This is a genomic window from Streptomyces sp. McG3 (assembly GCF_018619185.1).
GTDB lineage: Bacteria > Actinomycetota > Actinomycetes > Streptomycetales > Streptomycetaceae > Streptomyces.
In genome coordinates, this window is sequence record NZ_JAAXYC010000122.1 from 1 (window position 1) to 22,151 (window position 22,151).

Annotated in this window: 18 protein-coding genes, 1 tRNA gene and 1 riboswitch; of the genes, 6 read left to right on the top strand and 13 right to left on the bottom strand. The window is 71.0% G+C overall.

Going from position 1 to position 22,151, the window contains the following annotated elements:
- Positions 1–197 precede the first annotated feature (197 nt).
- The gene (locus HET64_RS20285) at positions 198–1,043 is read right to left on the bottom strand and encodes a MurR/RpiR family transcriptional regulator (RefSeq protein WP_215107597.1); all 846 of its coding nucleotides are present in this window, start codon (positions 1,041–1,043) and stop codon (positions 198–200) included.
- A gap of 194 nt (positions 1,044–1,237) precedes the next feature.
- Between HET64_RS20285 and HET64_RS20290 the strand changes: the two genes are divergently transcribed.
- Positions 1,238–1,654, top strand: coding sequence for a hypothetical protein (locus HET64_RS20290; protein ID WP_215107598.1), 417 nt, complete (start codon positions 1,238–1,240; stop codon positions 1,652–1,654).
- 577 nt (positions 1,655–2,231) lie between these two features.
- Here HET64_RS20290 and HET64_RS20295 read toward each other — a convergent pair.
- On the bottom strand, positions 2,232–3,638 hold the full coding sequence (locus HET64_RS20295) for a cystathionine beta-synthase (protein ID WP_215107599.1): 1,407 nt from the start codon (positions 3,636–3,638) through the stop codon (positions 2,232–2,234).
- A 159-nt stretch (positions 3,639–3,797) separates the two neighbouring features.
- On the opposite strand from HET64_RS20295, the gene HET64_RS20300 reads away from it, so the two are divergent.
- The 3 genes from HET64_RS20300 to HET64_RS20310 all read left to right on the top strand — a co-directional run bounded on the left by HET64_RS20300 (position 3,798) and on the right by HET64_RS20310 (position 7,465).
- Complete coding sequence (locus HET64_RS20300; RefSeq protein WP_215107626.1) at positions 3,798–4,799, top strand: SGNH/GDSL hydrolase family protein; 1,002 nt, start codon at positions 3,798–3,800, stop codon at positions 4,797–4,799.
- A gap of 175 nt (positions 4,800–4,974) precedes the next feature.
- On the top strand, positions 4,975–6,195 hold the full coding sequence (locus HET64_RS20305) for an acetyl-CoA C-acetyltransferase (RefSeq protein WP_215107601.1): 1,221 nt from the start codon (positions 4,975–4,977) through the stop codon (positions 6,193–6,195).
- Positions 6,196–6,598: 403 nt separating this feature from the next.
- The gene (locus HET64_RS20310) at positions 6,599–7,465 is read left to right on the top strand and encodes a hypothetical protein (RefSeq protein ID WP_308370236.1); all 867 of its coding nucleotides are present in this window, start codon (positions 6,599–6,601) and stop codon (positions 7,463–7,465) included.
- A gap of 27 nt (positions 7,466–7,492) precedes the next feature.
- On the opposite strand, the gene HET64_RS20315 is transcribed toward HET64_RS20310, so the two are convergent.
- The 3 genes from HET64_RS20315 to HET64_RS20325 form a co-directional block, all read right to left on the bottom strand.
- The gene (locus tag HET64_RS20315; RefSeq protein ID WP_215107604.1) at positions 7,493–7,810 is read right to left on the bottom strand and encodes a hypothetical protein; all 318 of its coding nucleotides are present in this window, start codon (positions 7,808–7,810) and stop codon (positions 7,493–7,495) included.
- A gap of 141 nt (positions 7,811–7,951) precedes the next feature.
- Positions 7,952–8,833, bottom strand: a complete 882-nt coding sequence (locus HET64_RS20320) for a Bax inhibitor-1/YccA family protein (protein ID WP_215107607.1) — start codon at positions 8,831–8,833, stop codon at positions 7,952–7,954.
- A 206-nt stretch (positions 8,834–9,039) separates the two neighbouring features.
- Positions 9,040–9,125 (bottom strand) — tRNA-Leu (locus tag HET64_RS20325).
- Positions 9,126–9,703: 578 nt separating this feature from the next.
- Between HET64_RS20325 and HET64_RS20330 the strand changes: the two genes are divergently transcribed.
- Complete coding sequence (locus tag HET64_RS20330; protein WP_215107609.1) at positions 9,704–10,474, top strand: ABC transporter ATP-binding protein; 771 nt, start codon at positions 9,704–9,706, stop codon at positions 10,472–10,474.
- A 121-nt stretch (positions 10,475–10,595) separates the two neighbouring features.
- Positions 10,596–13,127: an ABC transporter permease gene (locus tag HET64_RS20335; RefSeq protein ID WP_215107612.1), complete on the top strand. Its 2,532-nt coding sequence runs from the start codon at positions 10,596–10,598 to the stop codon at positions 13,125–13,127.
- Between the two features lie 94 nt (positions 13,128–13,221).
- On the opposite strand, the gene HET64_RS20340 is transcribed toward HET64_RS20335, so the two are convergent.
- From HET64_RS20340 to HET64_RS20375, 8 genes are all read right to left on the bottom strand, one after another.
- The gene (locus tag HET64_RS20340) at positions 13,222–14,526 is read right to left on the bottom strand and encodes a cyclopropane-fatty-acyl-phospholipid synthase family protein (protein WP_215107614.1); all 1,305 of its coding nucleotides are present in this window, start codon (positions 14,524–14,526) and stop codon (positions 13,222–13,224) included.
- Between the two features lie 329 nt (positions 14,527–14,855).
- Positions 14,856–16,241: an NAD(P)/FAD-dependent oxidoreductase gene (locus tag HET64_RS20345; RefSeq protein WP_215107616.1), complete on the bottom strand. Its 1,386-nt coding sequence runs from the start codon at positions 16,239–16,241 to the stop codon at positions 14,856–14,858.
- 489 nt (positions 16,242–16,730) lie between these two features.
- Positions 16,731–17,684 carry a Ppx/GppA phosphatase family protein gene (locus tag HET64_RS20350; RefSeq protein ID WP_215107618.1) on the bottom strand — a complete coding sequence of 318 codons (954 nt, stop codon included), beginning with the start codon at positions 17,682–17,684 and terminating at the stop codon, positions 16,731–16,733.
- Positions 17,681–18,295, bottom strand: a complete 615-nt coding sequence (locus HET64_RS20355) for a DUF501 domain-containing protein (protein WP_215107620.1) — start codon at positions 18,293–18,295, stop codon at positions 17,681–17,683. Before HET64_RS20355 ends, HET64_RS20350 begins: the two co-directional genes overlap by 4 nt.
- Before the next feature lie 84 nt (positions 18,296–18,379).
- The gene (locus HET64_RS20360) at positions 18,380–18,859 is read right to left on the bottom strand and encodes a septum formation initiator family protein (RefSeq protein WP_097867236.1); all 480 of its coding nucleotides are present in this window, start codon (positions 18,857–18,859) and stop codon (positions 18,380–18,382) included.
- A 93-nt stretch (positions 18,860–18,952) separates the two neighbouring features.
- Entirely contained in the window at positions 18,953–20,233 is a 1,281-nt protein-coding gene (eno, locus tag HET64_RS20365) for a phosphopyruvate hydratase (protein ID WP_007456034.1), read from the bottom strand.
- A gap of 322 nt (positions 20,234–20,555) precedes the next feature.
- On the bottom strand, positions 20,556–21,260 hold the full coding sequence (locus HET64_RS20370; RefSeq protein WP_215107622.1) for a transglycosylase family protein: 705 nt from the start codon (positions 21,258–21,260) through the stop codon (positions 20,556–20,558).
- Positions 21,261–21,265: 5 nt separating this feature from the next.
- Positions 21,266–21,448, bottom strand: a riboswitch (cyclic di-AMP (ydaO/yuaA leader).
- Between the two features lie 289 nt (positions 21,449–21,737).
- Positions 21,738–22,151, bottom strand: a 414-nt coding sequence (locus HET64_RS20375) for a LysM peptidoglycan-binding domain-containing protein (protein ID WP_215107624.1), incomplete at its 5' end; no start/stop codon positions are given.

Sequence of the window (22,151 nt, forward strand, 5' to 3'; positions counted from 1 at the left end):
CCCCACAGGGGCGCCGCCCCCGCCCGTACAGTCACGGCCACTCTCGCCAGCGACTGTCCTCCGCGCCCCACGTCCGTACCCCTCTCTCCACGACACCGCGTTGCCCGCGATGCTTCAGCGGTGCTTCTGGGCGCGGAGATCAGCGGCCGCAGATGAGCGATGCCTGAGAGATCCGTGAAAGGGCCGGGCGCGGGCCCTCACTCCACGAACAGACCGCGCGTCGCCGCCCGGGCGTCGAACTCCTCCAACCGGGCCTGGGCGTCGGGAAGTCCGTCGCACATCGCCTCCAGCAGCACCCGGCCGAGCAGCATCGGCGCGCAGACGGTGTCGAAGGAGAGCCCGGAGCCGATCGCCGCCGGGAGCAGCAGATCGCTGTGCTTGGCGACGGGCGCGAAGGCGGAGTCGGCGACCGTCACCACGGTCAGCCCCTGGTCCCGGGCGTACGCGAGCGCGTCCACGCTCTCCTTGGGGTGGCGCGGCAGCGCGAAGCACATCAGGGCGGTGGCCCCGGCCCGGCGGGCGGAGTCGATCCGGTCGGGCAGCATGCTGCCGCCCTCGTCGAGGACCCGGACGTCGGGGTGCACCTTGGCGGCGAAGTACCCGAAGCCGCGCGCCTGCGAGGAGGCCGCGCGCAGCCCCAGCACCGGGAGCGGCCGGGAGCCGGCGAGCAGCCGGCCGGCCCGCTCGACGGGCGCGGGGTCGGCGAGTACGTCACAGAGGTGCTGGAGATTCTCGATCTCGGCGCGGACGGCCTGCTGGTACTCGTTGTACGTCTCCCCCGCGTCCTCCTGCTCCGCGTCGGCGGGCGCGACCTCGCGCAGGTGTCTGCGCAGCGCCGGATAGCCGTCGAAGCCGAGGGCGACGGCGAAGCGGGTGACGGAGGGCTGGCTGACCCCGGCCAGCTCGGCCAGCTCGACGCTGGAGAGGAAGGGGGCGTCGGCGGCCCTGCGGACCATGCAGTGCGCGATGCGCCGCTGGGTGGGCGTGAGCCGGTGCCCCTCGAAGAGCCGCTGCAACCGTGCGGCGGGGCTGCTCCCACTCATGCTGTCCCCTTGCTGGATCCGTCGTGCCACGACCGGCGCCGACCGTTCTATTCAGCCAGGAAGGTCGCTGTATGTCCATATGCAGGAGCGGGGCGGGGTCGGGACGGCACGGCGCCGACAGGGGGGGTTAACCCCACGAAACCTGGGGGCTAGCCCCACTGCGGGCGGGGGCTCGGCTCCGTACCGTCGTGGGCATGGAAGCCCGTGACCACGAGCTCAAGAAGGAGCTCGCCGCCACCCTCCAGGCCCGTGGCGAGCTGGGCGCGGAGTACGAGACCGCGCTCATCGACTCGTTCCTGGAGAAGGTCGAGCAGCGGCTCGACACCACGCTCGACCGCCGGGTCCGCCGTCAGCTCGCCGAGCAGCAGATGTCCGTCGCCCGGGGGGCGCGTCCGGCGGAGTCGTGGAGCTTCGGGGATCGGCACGGTCTGGGGATCGTCTCGCTGGTTCTGGCCGTCCCGCTGTCCGCGATCGGCGTCGCGAACGCCGGGATCGAGGGGCTGGTCGTGGCCTGGCTCGGCATCGTCGGCGTCAACGCGTTCCAGGCGGCGCGGGGCGGCGGCCTGTTCCGCCGCCGGGAGGAACGCGCACCGTCCGACTGGAGGGACTGAGCGCCGCCACGACCAACCACGGGCACGAGGCTCCCGGAGCGTGGCCGAGGCCCCGGGCATGACAGCGCGGCCGGACCCACGGGGGAGTCCGGCCGCGCTGTCGTGTGCGAAGCCTGTCGCGGGGACCGCCGCACCCCCGGTCACCCGGGGGGCGGGACGACGGCGGTCCCCGCGAGGGACGCGGTCCGGGTCAGGGCCGGGTGCCCGCGTCCGGGCGACGGTGGAGGTCCGGGAGCCGCTCCGTAGTCCGGTGTCGCCGTTCTGGGTGCCGGCGGGTTTCCCTGCCGACACCCACCAATGTGCCGGAGCCGTGTTAAGCGGGTGCTGCGCGGACGTGACGCGCTCGTACCGTTTTCGCGAAGGCCCGCCGCCGGCCCGTCGGGCACCTCGACCGGGCCCTGCTGCCGACCCGTGAGGCCTCGGCCGGGCTCCTGCTCCCGACCCGTCAGGGCTCTGCCGGGACCCTGCCACCGGCCCGTCAGACCTCGACCGGAACCCCGCTGCCGACCCGTCACGCCTCGGACCGGACCCGGCCACCGGCCCGTCAGACCTCGGCCGGGCTCCTGCTCCCGACCCGTCAGGCCTTTGCGGTGCCCGCGTCCTTGGCGAGGAAGGCCAGCAGGTCCTGCCTGCTCACGACACCCTTGGGCTTGCCCTCGACGAGCACGATCGCCGCGTCGGCCCCGTCCGTGCCACTGAGCACGGCCATCAGGTCCTCCACCGGTTCGCCGGAGCCGACCTGCGGCAGCGGAGCCGACATGTGCTTCTCCAGCGGGTCGGTCAGCGAGGCGCGCTGGGTGAACAGCGCGTCGAGCAGCTGCCGCTCCACGACCGATCCGATGACCTCGGCGGCCATCACGTCCGGGTGACCGGCGCCCGGCTTCACGATCGGCATCTGGGAGACGCCGTACTCGCGGAGCACCTCGATGGCCTCGCCGACCGTCTCCTCCGGGTGCATGTGGACGAGGGAGGGCATCGGGCCCTCCTTGAAGTCCAGGACCGCGCCGACGTTGGCGGAGGTGCCGGTGTTCTCCAGGAAGCCGTAGTCGGCCATCCACTCGTCGTTGAAGATCTTGCTCAGGTAGCCACGCCCGCTGTCGGGGAGCAGCACCACGACGACGTCCTCGGGGCCGAGCCGCCTGGCGACCTCCAGGGCCCCGACGACCGCCATGCCGCAGGAGCCGCCGACGAGCAGCCCCTCCTCCTTGGCCAGCCGCCGCGTCATCTGGAAGGAGTCCTTGTCGGACACCGCGACGATCTCGTCGGTGACGGTGCGGTCGTACGCGCTCGGCCAGAAGTCCTCGCCGACGCCCTCGACCAGATACGGCCGCCCCGAGCCGCCGGAGTAGACGGAGCCCTCCGGGTCCGCGCCGATGACCTGGACCGCGCCCTCGCTGATCTCCTTGAGGTAGCGCCCGGTGCCGCTGATGGTGCCGCCGGTGCCGACGCCCGCGACGAAGTGGGTGATCTTCCCCTCCGTCTGCTCCCACAGTTCGGGACCGGTGGTCTCGTAGTGCGAGCGCGGGTTGTTCGGGTTGGAGTACTGGTCGGGCTTCCAGGCGCCCGGCGTCTCGGTGACCAGCCGGTCGGAGACGTTGTAGTACGAGTCCGGGTGCTCGGGGTCAACGGCGGTGGGGCAGACGACGACCTCCGCGCCGTACGCGCGCAGCACGTTGATCTTGTCCGTGGACACCTTGTCCGGGCACACGAAGATGCACTTGTAACCCTTCTGCTGGGCGACGATGGCGAGGCCGACGCCCGTGTTGCCGCTGGTCGGCTCGACGATCGTGCCGCCGGGCTTCAGCTCCCCGCTCTGCTCGGCCGCCTCGATCATGCGCAGCGCGATGCGGTCCTTCACCGACCCGCCGGGGTTGAAGTACTCGACCTTGGCCAGGACCGTCGCCTGGATACCTGCCGTGACGTTGCGCAGCCTCACCAGCGGGGTGTTGCCGACAAGACTGATCATCGAATCGTGGAATTGCACCGTGTACTCCGGGATCTCCGAGATGGTCCGGCCCAGAGTATGCGTACAGGACGCACTCTGCGTACGGGAAGGAGTACACCGAGCCCCGAGCGGGGCAAGTAGGTACGTGTACGGCTGTACGGCGAGGAGGAGGTGGACCGGACTGTGTCGAGAGCAAGGGTGGCACGGCGGATCGCGGCGGGCGCGGCCTACGGCGGTGGCAGCATCGGGTTGATCGGTGCGGCGGCCGTGGGCGTGTTCCTGGCGGAGGTCCAGCTCGCGAAGAGGCAGGTGGGCGGCGGGACGGCTCCGGTCCCGCCGAGCGCGGACGGGCGGTACGGAGTGGCGTTCGCCGGGCCGAACGACGCGATGCGGCTCGGGATGCTCGGGGACTCGACGGCCGCGGGCCAGGGCGTGCGGCGGGCCGGGCACACCCCGGGCGCGCTGCTGGCCTCGGGGCTCGCGGCGGTGGCCGAGCGGCCGGTGGATCTGCGGAACGTGGCCCTGCCGGGGGCCAGGTCGGACGATCTGGAGCGGCAGGTGTCGCTGCTGCTGGCGGACCCGGCACGTGTCCCGGACGTCTGCGTGATCATGATCGGGGCGAACGACGTCACGCACCGGATGCCCGCGACCCAGTCGGTGCGCTGTCTGACGACGGCGGTGCGCAGGCTGCGGACGGCGGGGGCGGAGGTGGTCGTCGGAACCTGCCCGGACCTGGGCACGATCGAGCCGGTCTACCAGCCGTTGCGCTGGCTGGCCCGGCGGGTGAGCCGGCAGCTGGCGGCCGCGCAGACCATCGGCGCCGTGGAGCAGGGCGGGCGCACGGTGTCGCTGGGCGATCTGCTGGGCCCGGAGTTCGCGGCGAACCCGCGCGAGCTGTTCGGCCCGGACAACTACCACCCCTCCGCGGAGGGCTATGCCACGGCGGCCATGGCGGTGCTGCCCACCCTGTGCGCGGTGCTGGGCCTGTGGCCGGAGACCGACCGGCTGGACGGCGCACGCCGCGAGGACATCCTCCCGGTGGCGAAGGCCGCGTCCCAGGCGGCCCGGGAGGCCGGTACGGAGGTCACGGGGGCGCGCGCTCCCTGGGCCCTCCTCAAGCACCGTCGGCGACGGCGCCTGCCCGCCTCCACGGAACCCACTCCGCATCCGCACCCGGACGCCGCCCACGGGCACGCGTAGAGGCCGGCGCCACCCGGCAGGACGTCGGCGGGACTTGGGCAGAACACCCTGAGCAAGCGCTTAGAAAAGAGTCCCGCATCACACGGCCTGCCGGGTGACCCCGACGATACGTCCGGGTAACTTCCAGAGGAGTTCCGTCCGTCCACACAGCCTTCCAGCCCCTTGGAGCCGCGTGATGCCCGAAGCCGTGATCGTCTCTGCCGCCCGTTCGCCGATCGGCCGCGCCTTCAAGGGGTCCCTCAAGGACCTGCGCTCGGACGACCTGACCGCCACGATCATCCAGACCGCGCTGGCCAAGGTCCCCGAGCTGGACCCGAAGGACATCGACGACCTGATGCTGGGCTGCGGCCTGCCCGGCGGCGAGCAGGGCAACAACCTCGGCCGCATCATCGCCGTGCAGATGGGGATGGACCACCTTCCCGGCTGTACGGTCACCCGCTACTGCTCCTCCTCGCTGCAGACCAGCCGGATGGCGCTGCACGCGATCAAGGCGGGCGAGGGCGACGTCTTCATCTCGGCCGGTGTCGAGATGGTGTCCCGCTTCACCAAGGGCAACTCCGACAGCCTCCCGGACACGCACAACCCGCTGTTCGCCGACGCCGAGGCCCGCACGGCCGCCCGCGCCGAGGAGTCCGGCGCGAGCTGGCACGACCCGCGCGAGGACGGCCTCGTGCCGGACGCGTACATCTCGATGGGTCAGACGGCGGAGAACCTGGCCCGGTCCAAGGGCGTCACCCGCCAGGAGATGGACGAGTTCGGCGTACGGTCGCAGAACCTCGCCGAGGAAGCCCTGAAGAACGGCTTCTGGGAGCGGGAGATCACCCCGGTCACCACCCCCGACGGCACCGTGGTCGCCAAGGACGACGGCCCGCGCGCGGGCGTCACCATGGAGGGCGTGCAGGGCCTGAAGCCGGTCTTCCGCCCCGACGGCCTGGTCACCGCGGCCAACTGCTGCCCGCTCAACGACGGCGCCGCGGCCCTGGTGATCATGTCCGACACCAAGGCGCGCGAGCTGGGCCTGACCCCGCTGGCCCGGATCGTCTCCACCGGCGTCTCCGGCCTCTCCCCCGAGATCATGGGCTACGGGCCGGTCGAGGCGAGCAAGCAGGCGCTGAAGCGGGCCGGCCTGACCATCGACGACATCGACCTCGCCGAGATCAACGAGGCGTTCGCCGCCCAGGTCATCCCCTCCTACCGGGACCTCGGCCTGCCGCTGGACAAGGTCAACGTCAACGGCGGCGCGATCGCCGTCGGCCACCCCTTCGGCATGACCGGCGCCCGCATCACCGGCACGCTCATCAACAGCCTCCAGTTCCACGACAAGCAGTGGGGGCTGGAGACGATGTGCGTGGGCGGCGGCCAGGGCATGGCGATGGTGATCGAGCGGCTGAGCTGAGCCGCAGCGGAGGGTAGGGGTCGCGCGAGGTACGAGTGCGGCACCTGCCCGCAGCGGAGGGTAGGGGTCGCGCGAGGTACGAGTGCGGCACCTGCCCGCAGCGGAGGCGAGGCCCAGCGCGACCACCAGCACGAGCGGCTGAACCGAGGCCCGGGGGCCTCCCGCGCCCCGGGGGTTTCGAACCCCACCGAGCTCCGACCGTGACCGAATCTCCCCCAGGATGTGATCTGCGTCCCGGGGGAGAGTCGTTTCCGCAGGTCAGCACCGTTTTTGGGCTAAACATCGGACCGAAAGACCTGTCCATTTCGTGACGTAATGCACTGACAGCGCGTACCGGTACAGGTCAAGCTGATGTAGGAAGTCGGGGGTATCGATAGAAACCGGGAGTATGTCAGTGAGCGCCATGTCATTTGCCCTGTTGCTGACCACCGCCGCTGCCACGGCCGTCGGCGCCGCCGCACTGCACGCCGCTCACGGGCTGCGCAAGCAGGTCGCGGCGCTGCGCACGGAGCTGGCCGCCGGTCACGCCCTCCATGCTTCCGTGCCACCACAGAGCCGCAGTACGGCCACTCCCGCCGAGGAGATACGCGCGGCCGTCTCCGAGGCGCTCGCCGAGGAGCGCGAGCGCGAGCTGGCCGAGGCGCGCGCTTTCTGGGCCGCCCAGGAAGCCCGTGACGCCGCCGACGCCCCGTCCCTGCTGGGCGGCCTGTCCGGCCTCGGCGACGACGCCCCGTACTACCTGCCCCGGCAGGCCGACTTCGCCGGCCTGGAGTCGATGGACCTGGAAACGGCCGAGGCGATGGAGGAGCTCGCGGAGCTGAGCGAGCGGACCCTCGCGGAGCACGAGATCGGCGAGCTGACCGACCTCCCGGAGGTCGCGGAGTTCCCCGAGGACTCCCCCGAGCTGGCCGCCGCCCGCCGCCGCCACCCCTCGCACCCGGACTTCATCCCCGTACAGACACCGGTGGTCACCGACCACGAGCGCACCGTGAACCGGCTGGAGGAGCTGGCCGACACCGCGACCGAGCTGACCGACGTGCGGCCCGGCCCGCTGGGCACGCTCGACGTGTACGTCTTCGCCGACGGCACCACGCTCTGCATGACCCCCGGTCACCGCGAGACCGCCGAGCGCCTCGCCGACGCCCTGCGGGCGGGACGGCAGCCGGTGCTGCTGGGCGGTTCGGGAGTCTCGGGCGCCTACGCGCTGACCTTCTCCTGCGGCGAGGACAACGTGTACATCCTCGCCGACCGCGTCATCGCCTCGTTCTGACCGCCGGGCGCGGGCCCCTCGCACGCATCACGCGAACGTCCGCGCCACCGCTTCCCCGACATACCGCACGGCCTCGTCCAGCTCCTGGGACGGGGCCGTTTCCAGTGCCACGGCCAGGTCCCGCCCGGCGACGGCGAGTTGGTCGCCCACGGCGAACATCCCGGCGTCCGGCAGCTCACGCGGCTCGGCGTCCGGGTTCTCCAGGCGCTGGGCCCGGGCGGCGAGCTCGCGGGCCGCGACCAGCGCCTCGGCGGCCGCACCGCGCTGGAGGCGGCTCTGCGGGGCCGAGCGCAGGCGGTCGGCGAAACGGTCCACGGCCAGGATCAGGGGCGTCGTATCGAGCACCCTGCCGACCCTACGCGCCTCTCCCGCCCGGCTGCCGGCACCCCGGGGGTGCACGGAACGCGGAACGGCCCGCAGGCACGATGCCTGCGGGCCGTTCCGGTGTCGCGGGTCCTGCGGGTGTCACGAGGGCTCGGCGGTCGGTCAGTCGTCGCCGCTGAGGATCGCGACCAGGCGCAGCATCTCGATGTAGATCCACACCAGGGTCACGGTGAGGCCGAAGGCCGCCAGCCAGGACTCCTCGCGCGGAGCGCCGTACGCGATGCCGTCCTCGACCTGCTTGAAGTTCAGGGCGAGGATGCACGCGCCGATGACGATGGCCACGATGCCGAAGATGATGCCGAGCGCACCACTGCGGAAGCCGAGGCCGTCACCGCCGCCGAACACGGCGAACAGGAGGTTGACCATCATCAGCAGCGTGAAGCCGATGGCGGCCGCCATCACGAAGCCGTAGAAGCGGCGCGTGACCCGGATCAGTCCGGTGCGGTAGGCGATCAGCACACCGGCGAAGACCGCCATGGTGCCGATCACCGCCTGCATCGCGGCGCCGGGAGCCCAGTAGACACTGACGATGTTGCTGATGACGCCGAGGAAGACACCCTCGAACGCCGCGTACGTCAGGATCAGCGGCGGCGAGGGCCGGCGCTTGAACGAGTTCACCATCGACAGCACGAAGCCGATGATGGCGGCGCCGATGGCGACGCCGATCGCCGTGCCGACGTTCGCCTTGTCGACCGGCAGCATCCACCAGGCGGCGGTCGCGGCGACGATCACGGTGCCGAGCGTCATCGCCGTACGCGTCACCACGTCGTCGATGGTCATCACGTCGGGACGGGCGGGCGCCTGCGGGGCGCCCTGGATGTCCGTCTGCGCGTAGGGGTTGGTGGCGTACGGGTTGGCGGCGGTGCCCTGCGCGTACGGGTTGCCCGTCGCGGGGGCCCCGGCCTGCGGCGTCGCGTTGAAGCCCGCGTGGCCGTTGTCGCGGCTGAACCCCCGTCGCGAGAAGACCGGGTTGCTGCTCCTCATCTCACTCCTCCATGGCCACACTGCGTGGCCTTGCCACAAGAGTAATGGGTAGGCAAAAGAATCACCCTAGTGCCAGGGGAGGATCTTTGCGACGGCCTAGGGTGATGCCCGCCGAGGCCGTGGGAGAGCCGTCGTGCGAGACCGAAGTCACGGACCCGGGCGCCGGTCACGGCCTGGGCCGTCCGGGTCACGCACAGTGCGGCGCGTGGTGCCCGGAGCCGGACTCGAACCGGCACGCCCCCGAGGGGCAGCGAGGTTTAAGCTCGCCGTGTCTACGTTCCACCATCCGGGCGTGCCGCGCGACTCCGCGTTTGGCTACCGACCCTAACCGGGGGCGTCCCTCGATCAGCGGAACAGTGGCGCGATGTTGTCTTATTTTATTGACCGCTTGAGGGTCCGTCAGGACATCAGGCCAAGCTGACCACACGCCCGCGGCCGATCTTGGGCAGTCCGCGCACCGCACGGGAATGACGGAAAGTCGCCGCACTCGTACGGCCCAACGCGCCAGGTCCGCGCCATGCTTCGCCAGGGCATGCGCCACCCTCGCGTCCGGCCCCGCCCCGCCCCCGGGCGCGGCATCGCTCCGGAGGGCCCCGCCGGCCGCCGGCACCGCTCCCCGCCGGCGTCCCGGCGCACTCACGGTGGGTGACCACGGAGCCGTGGCCACCACTCCGGTCAGGGTCGATGTCATACCCGAGGAGGACGGATCCACGCCCCCGATGCGACTCAAGACGGCCTCGGGAACGGGCATCGGGAGTGACGACCGGGGCCGATCGGGACGTAACGATGGAGTAAGTCCCCGAGGCATGGCGTCAGCGCCCGCCTCAGCACGGCCCGTGCATCCGCATCACCCGAACCAGGAGCGTCCCTGTGACCACCACCCCCACCGTTCACCGCGCCACCGCGGTGGCTGCCCGCGCCACGGAGCTGTCGAAGGTCTACGGCGAGGGCGAGACGCAGGTCGTCGCCCTGGACCGGGTGACCGTGGACTTCCCGCAGGGCGAGTTCACCGCGATCATGGGCCCCTCGGGCTCCGGCAAGTCGACGCTGATGCACTGCGTCGCCGGGCTCGACAGCTTCAGCAGCGGTTCGGTGCGCATCGGCGAGACCGAGCTCTCCACGCTGAAGGACAAGCAGCTCACGCAGTTGCGCCGGGACAAGATCGGCTTCATCTTCCAGGCGTTCAACCTGCTGCCGACGCTCACCGCGCTGGAGAACATCACCCTGCCGATGGATATCGCGGGCCGTAAGCCGGACGCCGCGTGGCTCCAGAAGGTGATCGACATGGTCGGTCTCTCGGAGCGGCTGAAGCACCGCCCGACCGAGCTCTCCGGCGGTCAGCAGCAGCGCGTCGCCGTGGCCCGCGCCCTGGCCTCGCAGCCCGAGATCATCTTCGGTGACGAGCCGACCGGAAACCTGGACTCCCGCTCCGGCGCCGAGGTCCTCGGCTTCCTGCGCAACTCGGTGCGCGAGCTGGGCCAGACCGTGGTGATGGTGACGCACGACCCGGTCGCCGCCTCCTACGCGGACCGGGTCATCTTCCTCGCGGACGGCGCGGTCGTCGACCAGATGATGCACCCGACCGCCGACGGGGTCCTCGACCGGATGAAGGCGTTCGACGCGAAGGGCCGCACGAGCTGACGCCGTCGGCGGCCGGCCGACACCGCCGCCGCACCGGCTGACGCGGGCACCCGCCGAACCCCGGCCGCCGCCCCCGCGCGTCCCCGTCCCCCTTCCGGAACCCATCCCAGGACACACAGACATGTTCCGTACCGCCCTGCGCAATGTGCTCGCGCACAAGGCCAGGCTGCTGATGACCGTGCTCGCCGTCATGCTCGGCGTAGCGTTCGTCTCCGGCACCCTGGTCTTCACCGACACCCTCGGCAACGCCTTCAGCAAGCAGTCCGCCAAGAGCTACGACAACGTCGCCGTCTCCATCGAGACGTTCGCCGGCGACGACGAGAAGACCGCCGGCATCGACGGCGCCACCCTGGAGAAGATCCGGGGCCTGGACGGCGTGGCCTCCGCCACCGGCCGGGTCAACGGCTTCGCCGGGGTCGCCGACCCGGACGGCAAGCTGATCGGCAACGGCTGGTCCAACACCGGCGCGAACTTCGCCCCCGGCAAGGACGGCAAGGACGCGAGCTATGTCTTCACCGACGGCTCGGGCCCGGCGAAGAACGGCACGATCGCGCTCGACAAGGACACCGCGAGCAAGGGCAAGTACCGCGTCGGCGACCCGGTGCGGGTCGCGACCAACGGCCCGGTGAAGGAGTACACCCTCTCGGGGATCTTCACCACGGAGGACGGCGCGGTCAACGCGGGCGGCAGCCTCGTGCTGTTCGACACCCCGACCGCCCAGAAGCTCTACCTCAAGCCCGGGGTCTTCCAGAACGCCACGGTCTCCGCCGCGGGCGGCGTCTCCGACCAAAAGCTGCTGGCGGAGATCGAGCCGCTGCTGCCCAAGGACGCCACCGCGCAGACCGGCAAGGCGCTGGCGGACCAGCAGGCGAAGGACATCGAGTCCGGCCTGACCAGCCTCAACACCATGCTGCTGGCCTTCGCGGGCATCGCGCTGTTCGTCGGCGTCTTCCTCATCGCCAACACCTTCACCATGCTGATCGCCCAGCGGACCCGTGAGCTGGCCCTGATGCGGGCCATCGGCGCCACCCGCCGCCAGATCAAGCGCTCGGTGCTGCTGGAAGCGGCCGTCGTCGGCACGCTCGCCTCGGTCATCGGCTTCGCCCTCGGTCTCGGCCTCGCCACCGGCCTGCGCTCCGCGATGGGCCTCCTGGGCGGCAAGATCCCCGCGGGACCGCTGATCGTCTCGCCGACCGCCGTCCTCTCCGCCTTCGCCGTCGGCGTCCTGATCACCGTGCTGGCCGCCTGGCTGCCCGCCCGCCGGGCCGCGAAGATCGCCCCGGTGGCCGCCATGAGCAGCGTGCACGCCACCGCCTCCACCAAGTCCCTGATCGTACGGAACTCCATCGGCGGCGTGATCGCCCTGCTCGGCGCCGCGGGGATCGTCGGCGGAGCGGCGGCCGGCGGCACGTCCGGCAGGCAACTGGTCGCGGGCGGCGCGTTCTTCGCCCTGATCGGCGTCATCATCCTGATCCCGCTGCTCTCGCGCCCGGTCATCGCGCTGGTCCGGCCGCTGCTGAAGAAGGTGTTCGGCGTCTCGGGGAAGCTGGCCTCGCAGAACGCGGTCCGCAACCCGCGGCGCACCGGAGCCACCGCTTCCGCGCTGGCCATCGGGCTGACCCTGGTCACGGGCATCTCGGTGCTCGGCGTCACGCTCGGCCAGGCCATCGACAAGATGACCACGGACAACATCAAGGCCGACTACCTGATCTCGATGGCCAGCGGCGACTCGCTCGACGAGTCCGCGCTCACGGCCCTGTCGAAGGCCGACGGCGTCGCCGCGCTCTCCCCGCAGCAGGCGGCCTGGTTCGAGGTCGACGGCGAGTACCAGTCGGCCTCCGCCGTCACCCCGGGCGACGTGGAGAAGGTCTTCTCCCTGACGACCGTCTCCGGCTCGCTCGGCTCGCTCAAGGACGGGCAGGTGGCGGTCGGCTCGAAGACCGCCAAGTCGAACGGCTGGAAGACCGGCGACACGCTCCCGGTGAAGTTCGAGGACGACAAGAAGGGCGAGGTGACGGTCGGGGCGCTCTACAAGGAGAACGAGTTCCTCTCGCCCTTCGTGATCCCGAAGGAGCTGGCGGACCAGCACAGCTCCTCCTCGCGCCCCGAGATCCGCGAGATCTGGATCAAGGCGGACGGCGGCGCGAGCAAGGCCAACGAGCAGTCCATCGTGGACGCGCTCGGCGACAACCCGGCGATGAGCGTCATGGACCGGCAGGACATCCGTGACATGTTCGGCGGCTTCATCAACACCGCCCTGAACATCATGTACGGGCTGCTCGCCATGGCCCTGCTGATCGCGATCCTCGGGGTCGTCAACACCCTCGCGATGTCGGTGTTCGAGCGGCAGCAGGAAATCGGCATGCTCCGCGCGATCGGCCTCGACCGGGGCCGCGTCAAGCGGATGATCCGTCTGGAGGCCGTCGTCATCTCGCTCTTCGGCGCGGTGATCGGGGTCGGCCTCGGGGTCTTCCTGGGCTGGGCGATCGGCCGGACGCTGTCCGCCGACATCCCCGGCTACGCCCTGGTCATCCCGTGGGACCGGCTCGGCGTCTTCCTGCTCCTCGCCGCCCTGGTCGGCGTCCTCGCCTCGCTGTGGCCCGCCCGCAGCGCCGCGAAGCTCAACATGCTGACGGCGATCAAGACCGAGTAGCCCGGGCCCGGGGGGGCCGTGGGGACGACGAGGGGCCGGTGCACCGCTGGAAAGCGGGGCGCCGGCCCCTCGCCCTGTGCCGTGCGCGTACGGGTCAGGCGCCCGGACCCTCCGTCCAGGTGCGGGCGCGCAGCGGCATCCGGGAGCCGCCGCCGTCCAGCGGGCGCACCGCGAGGATCTGGTTGACGCCGATCCTGTTGTGCTCGAAGGAGAGCGCCGAGGCGGCCATGTACAGCCGCCAGACCCTGGCCCGGCCCGGGGAGGTGGCGCGTACCGCCCGCTCCCAGTGCTGCTCCAGGTTGGCCACCCACCGCCGCAGGGTCAGCGCGTAGTGCTCGCGCAGCGTCTCGACGTCCCGGGCCTCGAAGCCGGCCTCCTCCAGGGTGGCCAGGGTGCGGCCGAGCGGGGCCAGTTCGCCGTCGGGGAAGACGTAGGCGTCGATGAACGCGTCGATGCGGTAGCCGTCCTCGTCCTTCTCCGGGCGGCGGGCGATCTGGTGGTTCAGGAGGCGTCCGCCGGGCTTCAGGAGGGCGTAGAGGTCGTCCGCGTACTCGCGGTAGCGGACCGATCCGACGTGTTCGGCCATGCCGATCGAGGAGATCGCGTCGTACGGGCCGTCGCGGACGTCCCGGTAGTCCTGGACCCGGATCTCGATCCGGTCGGTCAGGCCCTCCTCGGCGATGCGCTTGCGGGCGTGGGCGGCCTGCTCGTGGGAGAGGGTGACGCCGGTGACCTGCGCCCCGTACGTACGGGCGGCGTGGATGGCCATGGAGCCCCAGCCGCAGCCGACGTCCAGGAGCCGGTCGCCCGCCCCCAGGCCGAGCTTGCGGCAGACCAGGTCGAGCTTGTCGCGCTGGGCGTCCTCCAGGGTCCCCCCGTCCTGCCAGTAGGCGCAGGAGTAGACCATGGAGGGGCCGAGCACCAAGGCGTAGAAGGCATTTCCGACGTCGTAGTGGTGGCTGATGGCCTCCTTGTCGCGGCGTCTGGTGTGCAGCGGGCCGGTGCGGCGGCGCACCTCCTCGGCGGGCGGGGCCGGGGGCGGCCAGGGGCCGGCGAGGTCGAGAAGGCCGCGGGCGAAGGCGCGGACCTTGGGGTCGCGGACCGGGTGGACGGAATCCTTGGCGTCGGCGCCCCGGTCCCAGAGCAGCCCGGCCAGATGGCCGAGCGCTTCGTACAGGTCGCCCTCGATGTCGATCTCCCCCGCCACCCAGGCGCGGGCCAGGCCCAGTTCGCCCGGCTTCCAGAGGAGCCGGCGCAGGGCGCGTCGGTGGCGGATCACGAGGACCGGGGCGCCGGGCGGCCCCGATTCGCTGCCGTCCCAGGCCCGGATACGGACCGACAGGGGTTCCGAGAGCAACTCTTCGGCAAGAGCGGTCAGCCGCGACGCGGCGTCTGCCATGGCGCACACCTCCGTGGTGTTTCCCCGACAAGCACAACAAGCACAGGCGAACAGACATGCTCGTAGCCCCGCCGCGACACCCCGGTGGCGTGGCGAGGTACACCTGCGTCAACTGTCCTCGCACTCTCCGTCATCCCGCTACCGGGCAACGAAACGGCAAAATGCTTGTACGCACCATCCATATGGGCGGGGACAGGCCACGGCCCGCCGTCCGGCCCCGGCCCGGGTCCCCACCCGGATACGCCGAAGGGGCCGTCCGCACCACGGATGGCGGACGGCCCCTTCGGGCGTCGTACGGTGCGCTCCCCGCGGAGCGCTTCACCGGGGGGTCAGGAGGCCTTGGCCTTCTCGCCCTCGGGCTTGGCGACGGCCGGAGCCGGGGCCGGCTTGGCGGCCTCGTAGAACTCCTCGCGCGGCGTCTCCATAGCGCCGAGCGAGACGACCTCGCGCTTGAGGAACATCGCCAGCGTCCAGTCGGCGAAGACCCGGATCTTGCGGTTCCACGTCGGCATGGCCATGCCGTGGTAGCCGCGGTGCATGTACCAGGCGAGACGGCCCTTGAGCTTGATCTTCACCTTGCCCATGACGATCATCGCGACGCCCTTGTGCAGGCCGAGACCGGCGACCGCACCCTTGTTGGCGTGGCTGTACTCCTTCTGCGGGAAGCCCCGCATACCGGAGATCACGTTGTCGCCGAGGACCTTCGCCTGACGCAGCGCGTGCTGGGCGTTGGGCGGGCACCAGGCGTTCGGGTTGCCGGCGCGGCGGCCGATCATGTCCGGCACCTGGGCGTTGTCGCCCGCGGCCCAGATGTAGTCGGTGCCCTGCACCTGGAGCTTCTCCGAGGTGTCCACGTGGCCGCGGGGGCCGAGCGGCAGGCCGAAGCGCGCCAGCGCCGGGTTCGGCTTCACACCGGCGGTCCACACGATGGTGCTGGAGTCGACCTCCAGGCCGTTCTTCAGCACCACGTGGCCGTCGACGCAGGAGTCCATCGAGGTGGAGAGGTAGATCTCCACGCCGCGGCTCTCCAGGTGCTCCTTGCCGTAGGCGCCCAGCTTCGGGCCGACCTCGGGAAGGATCTTGTCGGCGGCGTCGACGAGGATGAAGCGCATGTCCTCGCGCTTCACGTTGGTGTAGTACTTCGCCGCGTCGCGGGCCATGTCCTCGACCTCGCCGATGGTCTCCGCGCCGGCGAAGCCGCCGCCCACGAAGACGAACGTCAGCGCCTTGCGGCGGACGTCCTCGTCGGTCGTGGAGTCAGCCTTGTCCAGCTGCTCCAGGACGTGGTTGCGCAGGCCGATGGCCTCCTCGACGCCCTTCATTCCGATGCCCTGCTCGGCGAGGCCGGGGATCGGGAAGGTACGGGAGACCGCGCCCATCGCGATGACCAGGTAGTCGAAGGGCAGCTCGTAGGCCTCGCCGACGAGCGGCGCGACCGTGGCGACCTTGCGGTCCTGATCGATGGTCGTGACACGACCGGTGAGAACCTCAGCCTTGGGCAGCACGCGTCGCAGCGGGACGACGACATGCCGAGGCGAGATGCTGCCTGCGGCAGCTTCGGGGAGGAAGGGCTGGTACGTCATGTACGACCGCGGGTCGACGACCGTGACGGTCGCCTCTCCGTATCGCATCTTCTTCAGAATGCGACGAGCTGCGTACAGGCCTACGTACCCACCGCCTACAACGAGGATCCTGGGACGCTCCGTGGTGCTCATGCCATCGAGTATCCACCCCGCCCCAGGGGGGTGCTCGTGAGCCCCTTCACAAGGATTGGGCGACCCTCTGCTACACTTCGCCGCCCACGTGACCCAGGTCATGGGTACGAAAGGGAACCACAGCACCGCGGGAAACGTTGTTCACCGCTTGTGAGCTGGCCCTTGACCCTTCGGGACGGGTGGACCACCCCTCCCCTTCATACGGACGCAACGCTCCCGGAACGCGTGCGCGACACCTCCGCGCGCCCTCCTAGGCGACCGGTTCCGGCCTGATGGGCCCCAACGGCGACCAACCGGGCCCAATTCCTTGTGAAGAAGTTCACGAAGTTTCCGGCGGCGTGTCTCCGGAGGGGTCCCCCGGACGGCCCGGAAGGGCCGGATCGGGGCTCAACAGTGCAGGTGACGATGCGATTGAGCGGGCAGCCGGAGGGCTGCCCGCCCGGCTGCGCGGCGCTCCGGGCGAGGCCGTCGAGGACGCGGTCCGAAGCGCTACCGAAGGTCCTCTGCCGCTGTCCAGGCAATCCCGTCGAGGATGTCGTGCTCACTGACGACGACCTCGTGGGCTCCCGTCCGCTCCATCACGGCGAGCAGGACGAGCGCCCCCGCCCCGATCACGTCGACCCGGCCCGGGTGCATCACGGGGATCGCCGCGCGCTCGTCGTGGGTGGAGCGGAGCAGGTGCTCGGTGATCGCGCGGACCTGGCCACGGGTGACCCGTGCGTGGTGGATGGCCCCGGAGTCGTACTCCGGCAGTTCCAGCGCGATCCCGGCGATCGTCGTGACGGTGCCCGCCAGACCGACGAGGGTGCCGGCCCCCTTGAGCTCCACGGCCTGCTCGGCGAGGTCGAGCGCGGCGTCGACGTCCGCGCGGATCGCCGCGGCCCGCTCGTGGCTGGGCGGGTCCATCACGGTCCCGTCCACGACCAGATGACGCTCCGTCATCCGTACGCAGCCGATGTCCACGGACCGGGCCGCCTCCACCCGGTCCGAGCCGAGGACGAACTCCGTGGAACCGCCACCGATGTCGACGACCAGATACGGCTTCTCCAGGTGGTCGCTGCCCGCCAGCTCCTTGGTGGCCCCGTCGAAGGAGAGCTGCGCCTCCTGGTCGCCGGTGATCACCTCGGGCTCGACGCCGAGGATGTCCCGGACCCCGGCCACGAAGTCGGCGCTGTTCTCGGCGTCGCGCGAGGCGGAGGTGGCCACGAAGCGGATCCGTGTCGCGCCGAGCTCCTCGATGGCCGCCGCGTACTCACGGCAGGCGGCGAACGTCCGCTCCAGCGCCTCGGGGGCGAGCCGGCCGGTCCGGTCCACGCCCTGGCCGAGGCGGACGATCGTCATCCGCCGGTCCAGCTCGGTGAAGGAACCGGTGGCGGGGTCCACGTCGGCGACGAGGAGCCGGATGGAGTTCGTACCGCAGTCGACGGCGGCGACCCGGGTCATGCGTCCCGCCCCTCGGCGGGGCCGTCCAGGGGGCGGGAGGCGAAGTGGCCGCCGTCGCCCTCCTCCACCGTCCATCCGTCGCCCTCGTCCGGCGTCGCGCAGGGCGTGACGCAGGGGCCCTTGGCCCACCACTCGGGCAGCATCGCGATGGCCTCGTCGCCCAGCGGGTTGACCCCGGGGCCGGCGGCCAGCGAGTGGCCGACCAGGACGTGCAGGCACTTCACCCGGTCCGGCATGCCGCCCGCGCTCGGGAAGCCCTCCAGGACCTCGATGGCGTCGCGGCGGGTGATGTAGTCCTCGTGCGCGGCCCGGTAGGCGTCGGCCAGCTCCGGATCGGTCTCCAGACGGGCCGTCATCTCCCTCATGACCCCGTTGGCCTCCAGCGTGCCGATCGCCGAGGCCGCCCGGGGGCAGGTCAGGTAGTACGTCGTCGGGAACGGCGTGCCGTCCTCCAGACGGGGCTGGGTCTCCACCACGTCCGGGTTGCCGCACGGGCAGCGGTGCGCGATGGCGCGCAGACCGCGCGGCGGACGGCCGAGCTGCTGCTCGAACGCGGCGATGTCCGCGTCGGTGGGCTGGGTGGACTCGGTCTGCGGAGGGGGCGTTTCCATGCCTGCCTTGGTTCTGCTCGGAAGCTCGTAGAGGTGGATGTCTCGTGGAGGTGGATGTCTCGTGGAGGTGGATGTGCGGGTCGGTCAGTCGCGGTCGGCCCGGTCGGCGCTGTCCACGCCGTCCCAGAGGTTCGAGTGCCACGGCCGGTCGCTCGCGCCCGACTCGCCGCGCCGGTCCTGGGCCGCGTCGGGGTCGGCCACGGTGTAGCCGGTCTCCCCGGGGAGGACGTAGTGGAGGTGCTGGCGGGCCAGCCGCATGATGTACGCGTCGTCCTGGAGCCGCGCCTTCTCGTCCCGCAGCTCCTCGGTGCGCCGCTCCGCCTGCTGCGAGAGCCGCTCCTGCTCGGCGATCTCGTCGCGCTGGGAGACGTACTGCCGCATCGGGTAGGCGAGCGCCACCACCAGGGAGCAGACCACCAGCGCCAGGAACGCGGCCCGGCCGGTGAGCCGGGAGCGGCGGGCCTGGCGGCGGTTCTGGGACCGGTACACGCGGGCCGCGGTCTGCTCGCCGAGCAGTCGCAGCCTGGTCGCGGTGGAGAACCGGTCGCGATCCTTCCCGGCCATGTCTCCCGCCTCCCCGTCACATACGTCCGTCCCCGCACACGGTACGGGACCGGGTGCGGGGACGGGCGGAGGCTACCGTCTTGACGCTACGGGTCAGCCCTTGAAGCGCGGGAAGGCGGAACGGCCCGCGTACACCGCGGCGTCGTCGAGGATCTCCTCGATGCGCAGCAGCTGGTTGTACTTGGCGACGCGGTCCGAGCGGGCCGGGGCGCCGGTCTTGATCTGGCCGCAGTTCACGGCGACGGCGAGGTCGGCGATGGTGACGTCCTCGGTCTCGCCGGAGCGGTGCGACATCATGCACTTGAAGCCGTTGCGCTGGGCCAGCTCGACGGCGTCCAGGGTCTCGGTCAGCGAACCGATCTGGTTGACCTTCACGAGCAGGGCGTTGGCGGAGCCCTCCTCGATGCCGCGGGCCAGACGCTCGGGGTTGGTGACGAAGAGGTCGTCGCCGACGATCTGCACCTTGGCGCCGATGCGGTCGGTGATGACCTTCCAGCCGGCCCAGTCGTCCTCGTACAGCGGGTCCTCGATGGAGACCAGCGGGTACGCGGAGACGAGCTCCTCGTAGTACTCGGTCATCTCGGCGGCCGAGCGGGACTTGCCCTCGAACTCGTAGACGCCGTCCTTGTAGAACTCGGACGCGGCGACGTCGAGCGCGAGCGCGATGTCACGGCCCGGGACGTAACCGGCCTCCTTGATGGCCTCGACGATGAGGTCCAGGGCGGCGCGGTTGGACTCCAGGTTCGGGGCGAAGCCGCCCTCGTCGCCGAGTCCGGTGGACAGGCCCTTGGTCTTGAGGACCTTCTTCAGCGTGTGGTAGACCTCCGCGCCCCAGCGCAGGGCCTCGGAGAAGGACTCCGCGCCGATCGGGGCGATCATGAACTCCTGGACGTCCACGTTGGAGTCGGCGTGCGAGCCGCCGTTCAGGATGTTCATCATCGGAACGGGCAGCAGGTGCGCGTTCGGGCCGCCGAGGTAGCGGAAGAGCGGCAGGTCGGACGCCTCGGAGGCGGCGTGCGCGACGGCCAGCGAGACACCGAGGATGGCGTTCGCGCCGAGCGAGGCCTTGTTCTCGGTGGCGTCGAGGTCGAACATCGCCTGGTCGATGAGGCGCTGCTCGGTGGCGTCGTACCCGACGAGCTCCGGGCCGATCTGCTCGATGACGGCGAGGACGGCCTTCTCGACGCCCTTGCCCATGTAGCGGTTGGGGTCACCGTCGCGAAGCTCGATGGCCTCGAACGCACCGGTGGAGGCACCGGACGGAACGGCAGCACGGCCCGTGCTGCCGTCGTCGAGGCCAACCTCGACCTCGACCGTGGGGTTGCCCCGGGAGTCGAGGATTTCCCTGGCTACGACGACGTCGATGGACGGCACGAGGCATCTCCTTCTGGGATCTGACACTGGTTGTGCAGGGTCACTGTGGCCTTGCGACACGAGCCTATCGGGCCCGGCCGCGTCGGCCAGCCGACCGCCCGCCTCCTGGGACGAAAAAGGACCCAAGGACCTGCATCACGGGACAAAACTCTAGAAATCTACTGAGCGGTAACGACAAGAGGTGAACGCATGCGTGCCATCGGCGCCCGCCGCTCACGAAGAACCCGGCCCGGCGCGCTGGGGGGATGAGCGCGCCGGGCCGGGAAGCCGTGCGAGGAGAAGTGCCGCCGGACGCTTCTCCTCCGGGGAGGAGAGACGGCGGTTACTTCAGGTGGAGCTGCTGACCCGGGAAGATCAGGTCCGCTTCCTTGACGATGTCGTCGTTGAGCTCGAAGAGCTTGCTCCAGCCGCCCTTGACGTCCTCCGCCTCGGCGATGGTGCTCAGGGTGTCGCCGGCCTTGACCTTGTACTCGCCGTCGCCCTTCTGGACCTTCTCGCCGGTCGGGGTGGTGACGGTCTTCTTGCTCTCGGCCTTGGGGGCCTCGCGCTGCTCGGAGCGCGTGGTGGGCTGCTCGGCCTGACGCTCGGGCTGCGCCTGCTCGGGCTTGCTCTCGCCGGAGCCCGAGCCGGTGTTCACGCCCGGGTCCACACCGTCGTTGGTGAGGCCGCCGGCGCCGGCGCAGGCCCAGGCGCCCGGACCCTGGAGGTCGAGGAGCTTCTCGGCGGCGGCGATCTGCTGGTCCTTGGAGGCCAGGTCGGCACGGGAGGCGTACTGCGTACCGCCGGCGGCGGCCCAGCTGGACTGCGAGAACTGGAGTCCGCCGTAGTAGCCGTTGCCGGTGTTGATGGACCAGTTGCCGCCGGACTCGCACTGGGCGACGGCGTCCCAGGTCTCGACGGAGGCGGCGGAAGCGTTGGTCGCGCCCATCAGCGGGATGGCGACGGCGGCACCGGTGACACCCGCGAGGGTGGCGATACGGGTGGCCTTGGACGGGCGGCGGTGCTTGCCCTTGCTGTTCAGCAGCATGGAACGAATCTCCTCACCGACGCCTACGAGGTGAGCTGTCGGGTTCGGGCTGATGAGTTGCCCGGTCGCGCGGTGCTGCTCGCGACTTCACCCCAAGCCGGTCCCGTACGTCCCCGTCGGTTCGACGAGGCGTCCGGACCCGGCGGCTTACCTGGGTCCCCCGCTCCTGCCTACGGCGCTTACGCGTCTGTTCCCTTCGACCGACGGCAGGATTCGGCGTGACGGTCGACGGGGCCCGCGGTGCGAGCGGTTCCGACCGTAAACACAGGCAACCCCGACATTCAAAGATGGACATAGGGGGCAATCAACCCGAACTCACCGTGGCCAGCGGCTCGTTTCCGCAGGTGGGGGGCGATTCGCCCGGACCGACCGGACGAAACACGCCAGTTGAAGCAAAGAGACCCATGTCTCACTTACGCAAAAGTGGACATAGGTCTCTTAACTGCCTGGATTTTCGGGGTGTTTTCCCGATTTCGATCAGTTGGCGGCGGGCGTCTCGGCACCCTCCGGCGCGGCCGGGCCCGCATCCTTGCCGGCGTCCTGATCCAGGCCCAGGTCCAGGTTCTGGCCGGGCAGGATCAGGTCCGGGTCGGAGCCCAGGAGGTCCTTGTTCGTCTCGTACAGGCCGGTCCAGCCGCCGGGGATCTCCTGGGCGTCGGCGATCGCCCAGAGGTTGTCCCCGGGCCGCACCGTGTACCCGTCGGCGGTCACCGCGCCACCGTCCCGCGCGTCGCCCTCACCGCGCGAGGCGTGCCGGCCGGACTCACGGGGGCCGTCCTTCTGGCCCGCGTCGGCCTCCTCGGGCGCCGGGGCACCCCGGTGCTTGCCTCCCTTGCCGTCCTCGCCCGTCGAGGCGTCGGGGGCGGTGGAGGGGTCCGAGGCGTCGGGGGC

Bases quoted from the DNA above. Each gene is read 5' to 3' on its own strand.
- HET64_RS20285 (WP_215107597.1), bottom strand. From the start codon at position 1,043: ATGAGTGGGAGCAGCCCCGCCGCACGGTTGCAGCGGCTCTTCGAGGGG.
- HET64_RS20355 (WP_215107620.1), bottom strand. From the start codon at position 18,295: ATGGAAACGCCCCCTCCGCAGACCGAGTCCACCCAGCCCACCGACGCG.
- HET64_RS20345 (WP_215107616.1), bottom strand. From the start codon at position 16,241: ATGAGCACCACGGAGCGTCCCAGGATCCTCGTTGTAGGCGGTGGGTAC.
- HET64_RS20340 (WP_215107614.1), bottom strand. From the start codon at position 14,526: ATGGCAGACGCCGCGTCGCGGCTGACCGCTCTTGCCGAAGAGTTGCTC.
- HET64_RS20305 (WP_215107601.1), top strand. From the start codon at position 4,975: ATGCCCGAAGCCGTGATCGTCTCTGCCGCCCGTTCGCCGATCGGCCGC.
- HET64_RS20370 (WP_215107622.1), bottom strand. From the start codon at position 21,260: ATGCTGCTGAACAGCAAGGGCAAGCACCGCCGCCCGTCCAAGGCCACC.
- HET64_RS20320 (WP_215107607.1), bottom strand. From the start codon at position 8,833: ATGAGGAGCAGCAACCCGGTCTTCTCGCGACGGGGGTTCAGCCGCGAC.
- HET64_RS20350 (WP_215107618.1), bottom strand. From the start codon at position 17,684: ATGACCCGGGTCGCCGCCGTCGACTGCGGTACGAACTCCATCCGGCTC.
- HET64_RS20335 (WP_215107612.1), top strand. From the start codon at position 10,596: ATGTTCCGTACCGCCCTGCGCAATGTGCTCGCGCACAAGGCCAGGCTG.
- HET64_RS20310 (WP_308370236.1), top strand. From the start codon at position 6,599: ATGTCATTTGCCCTGTTGCTGACCACCGCCGCTGCCACGGCCGTCGGC.
- HET64_RS20290 (WP_215107598.1), top strand. From the start codon at position 1,238: ATGGAAGCCCGTGACCACGAGCTCAAGAAGGAGCTCGCCGCCACCCTC.
- HET64_RS20360 (WP_097867236.1), bottom strand. From the start codon at position 18,859: ATGGCCGGGAAGGATCGCGACCGGTTCTCCACCGCGACCAGGCTGCGA.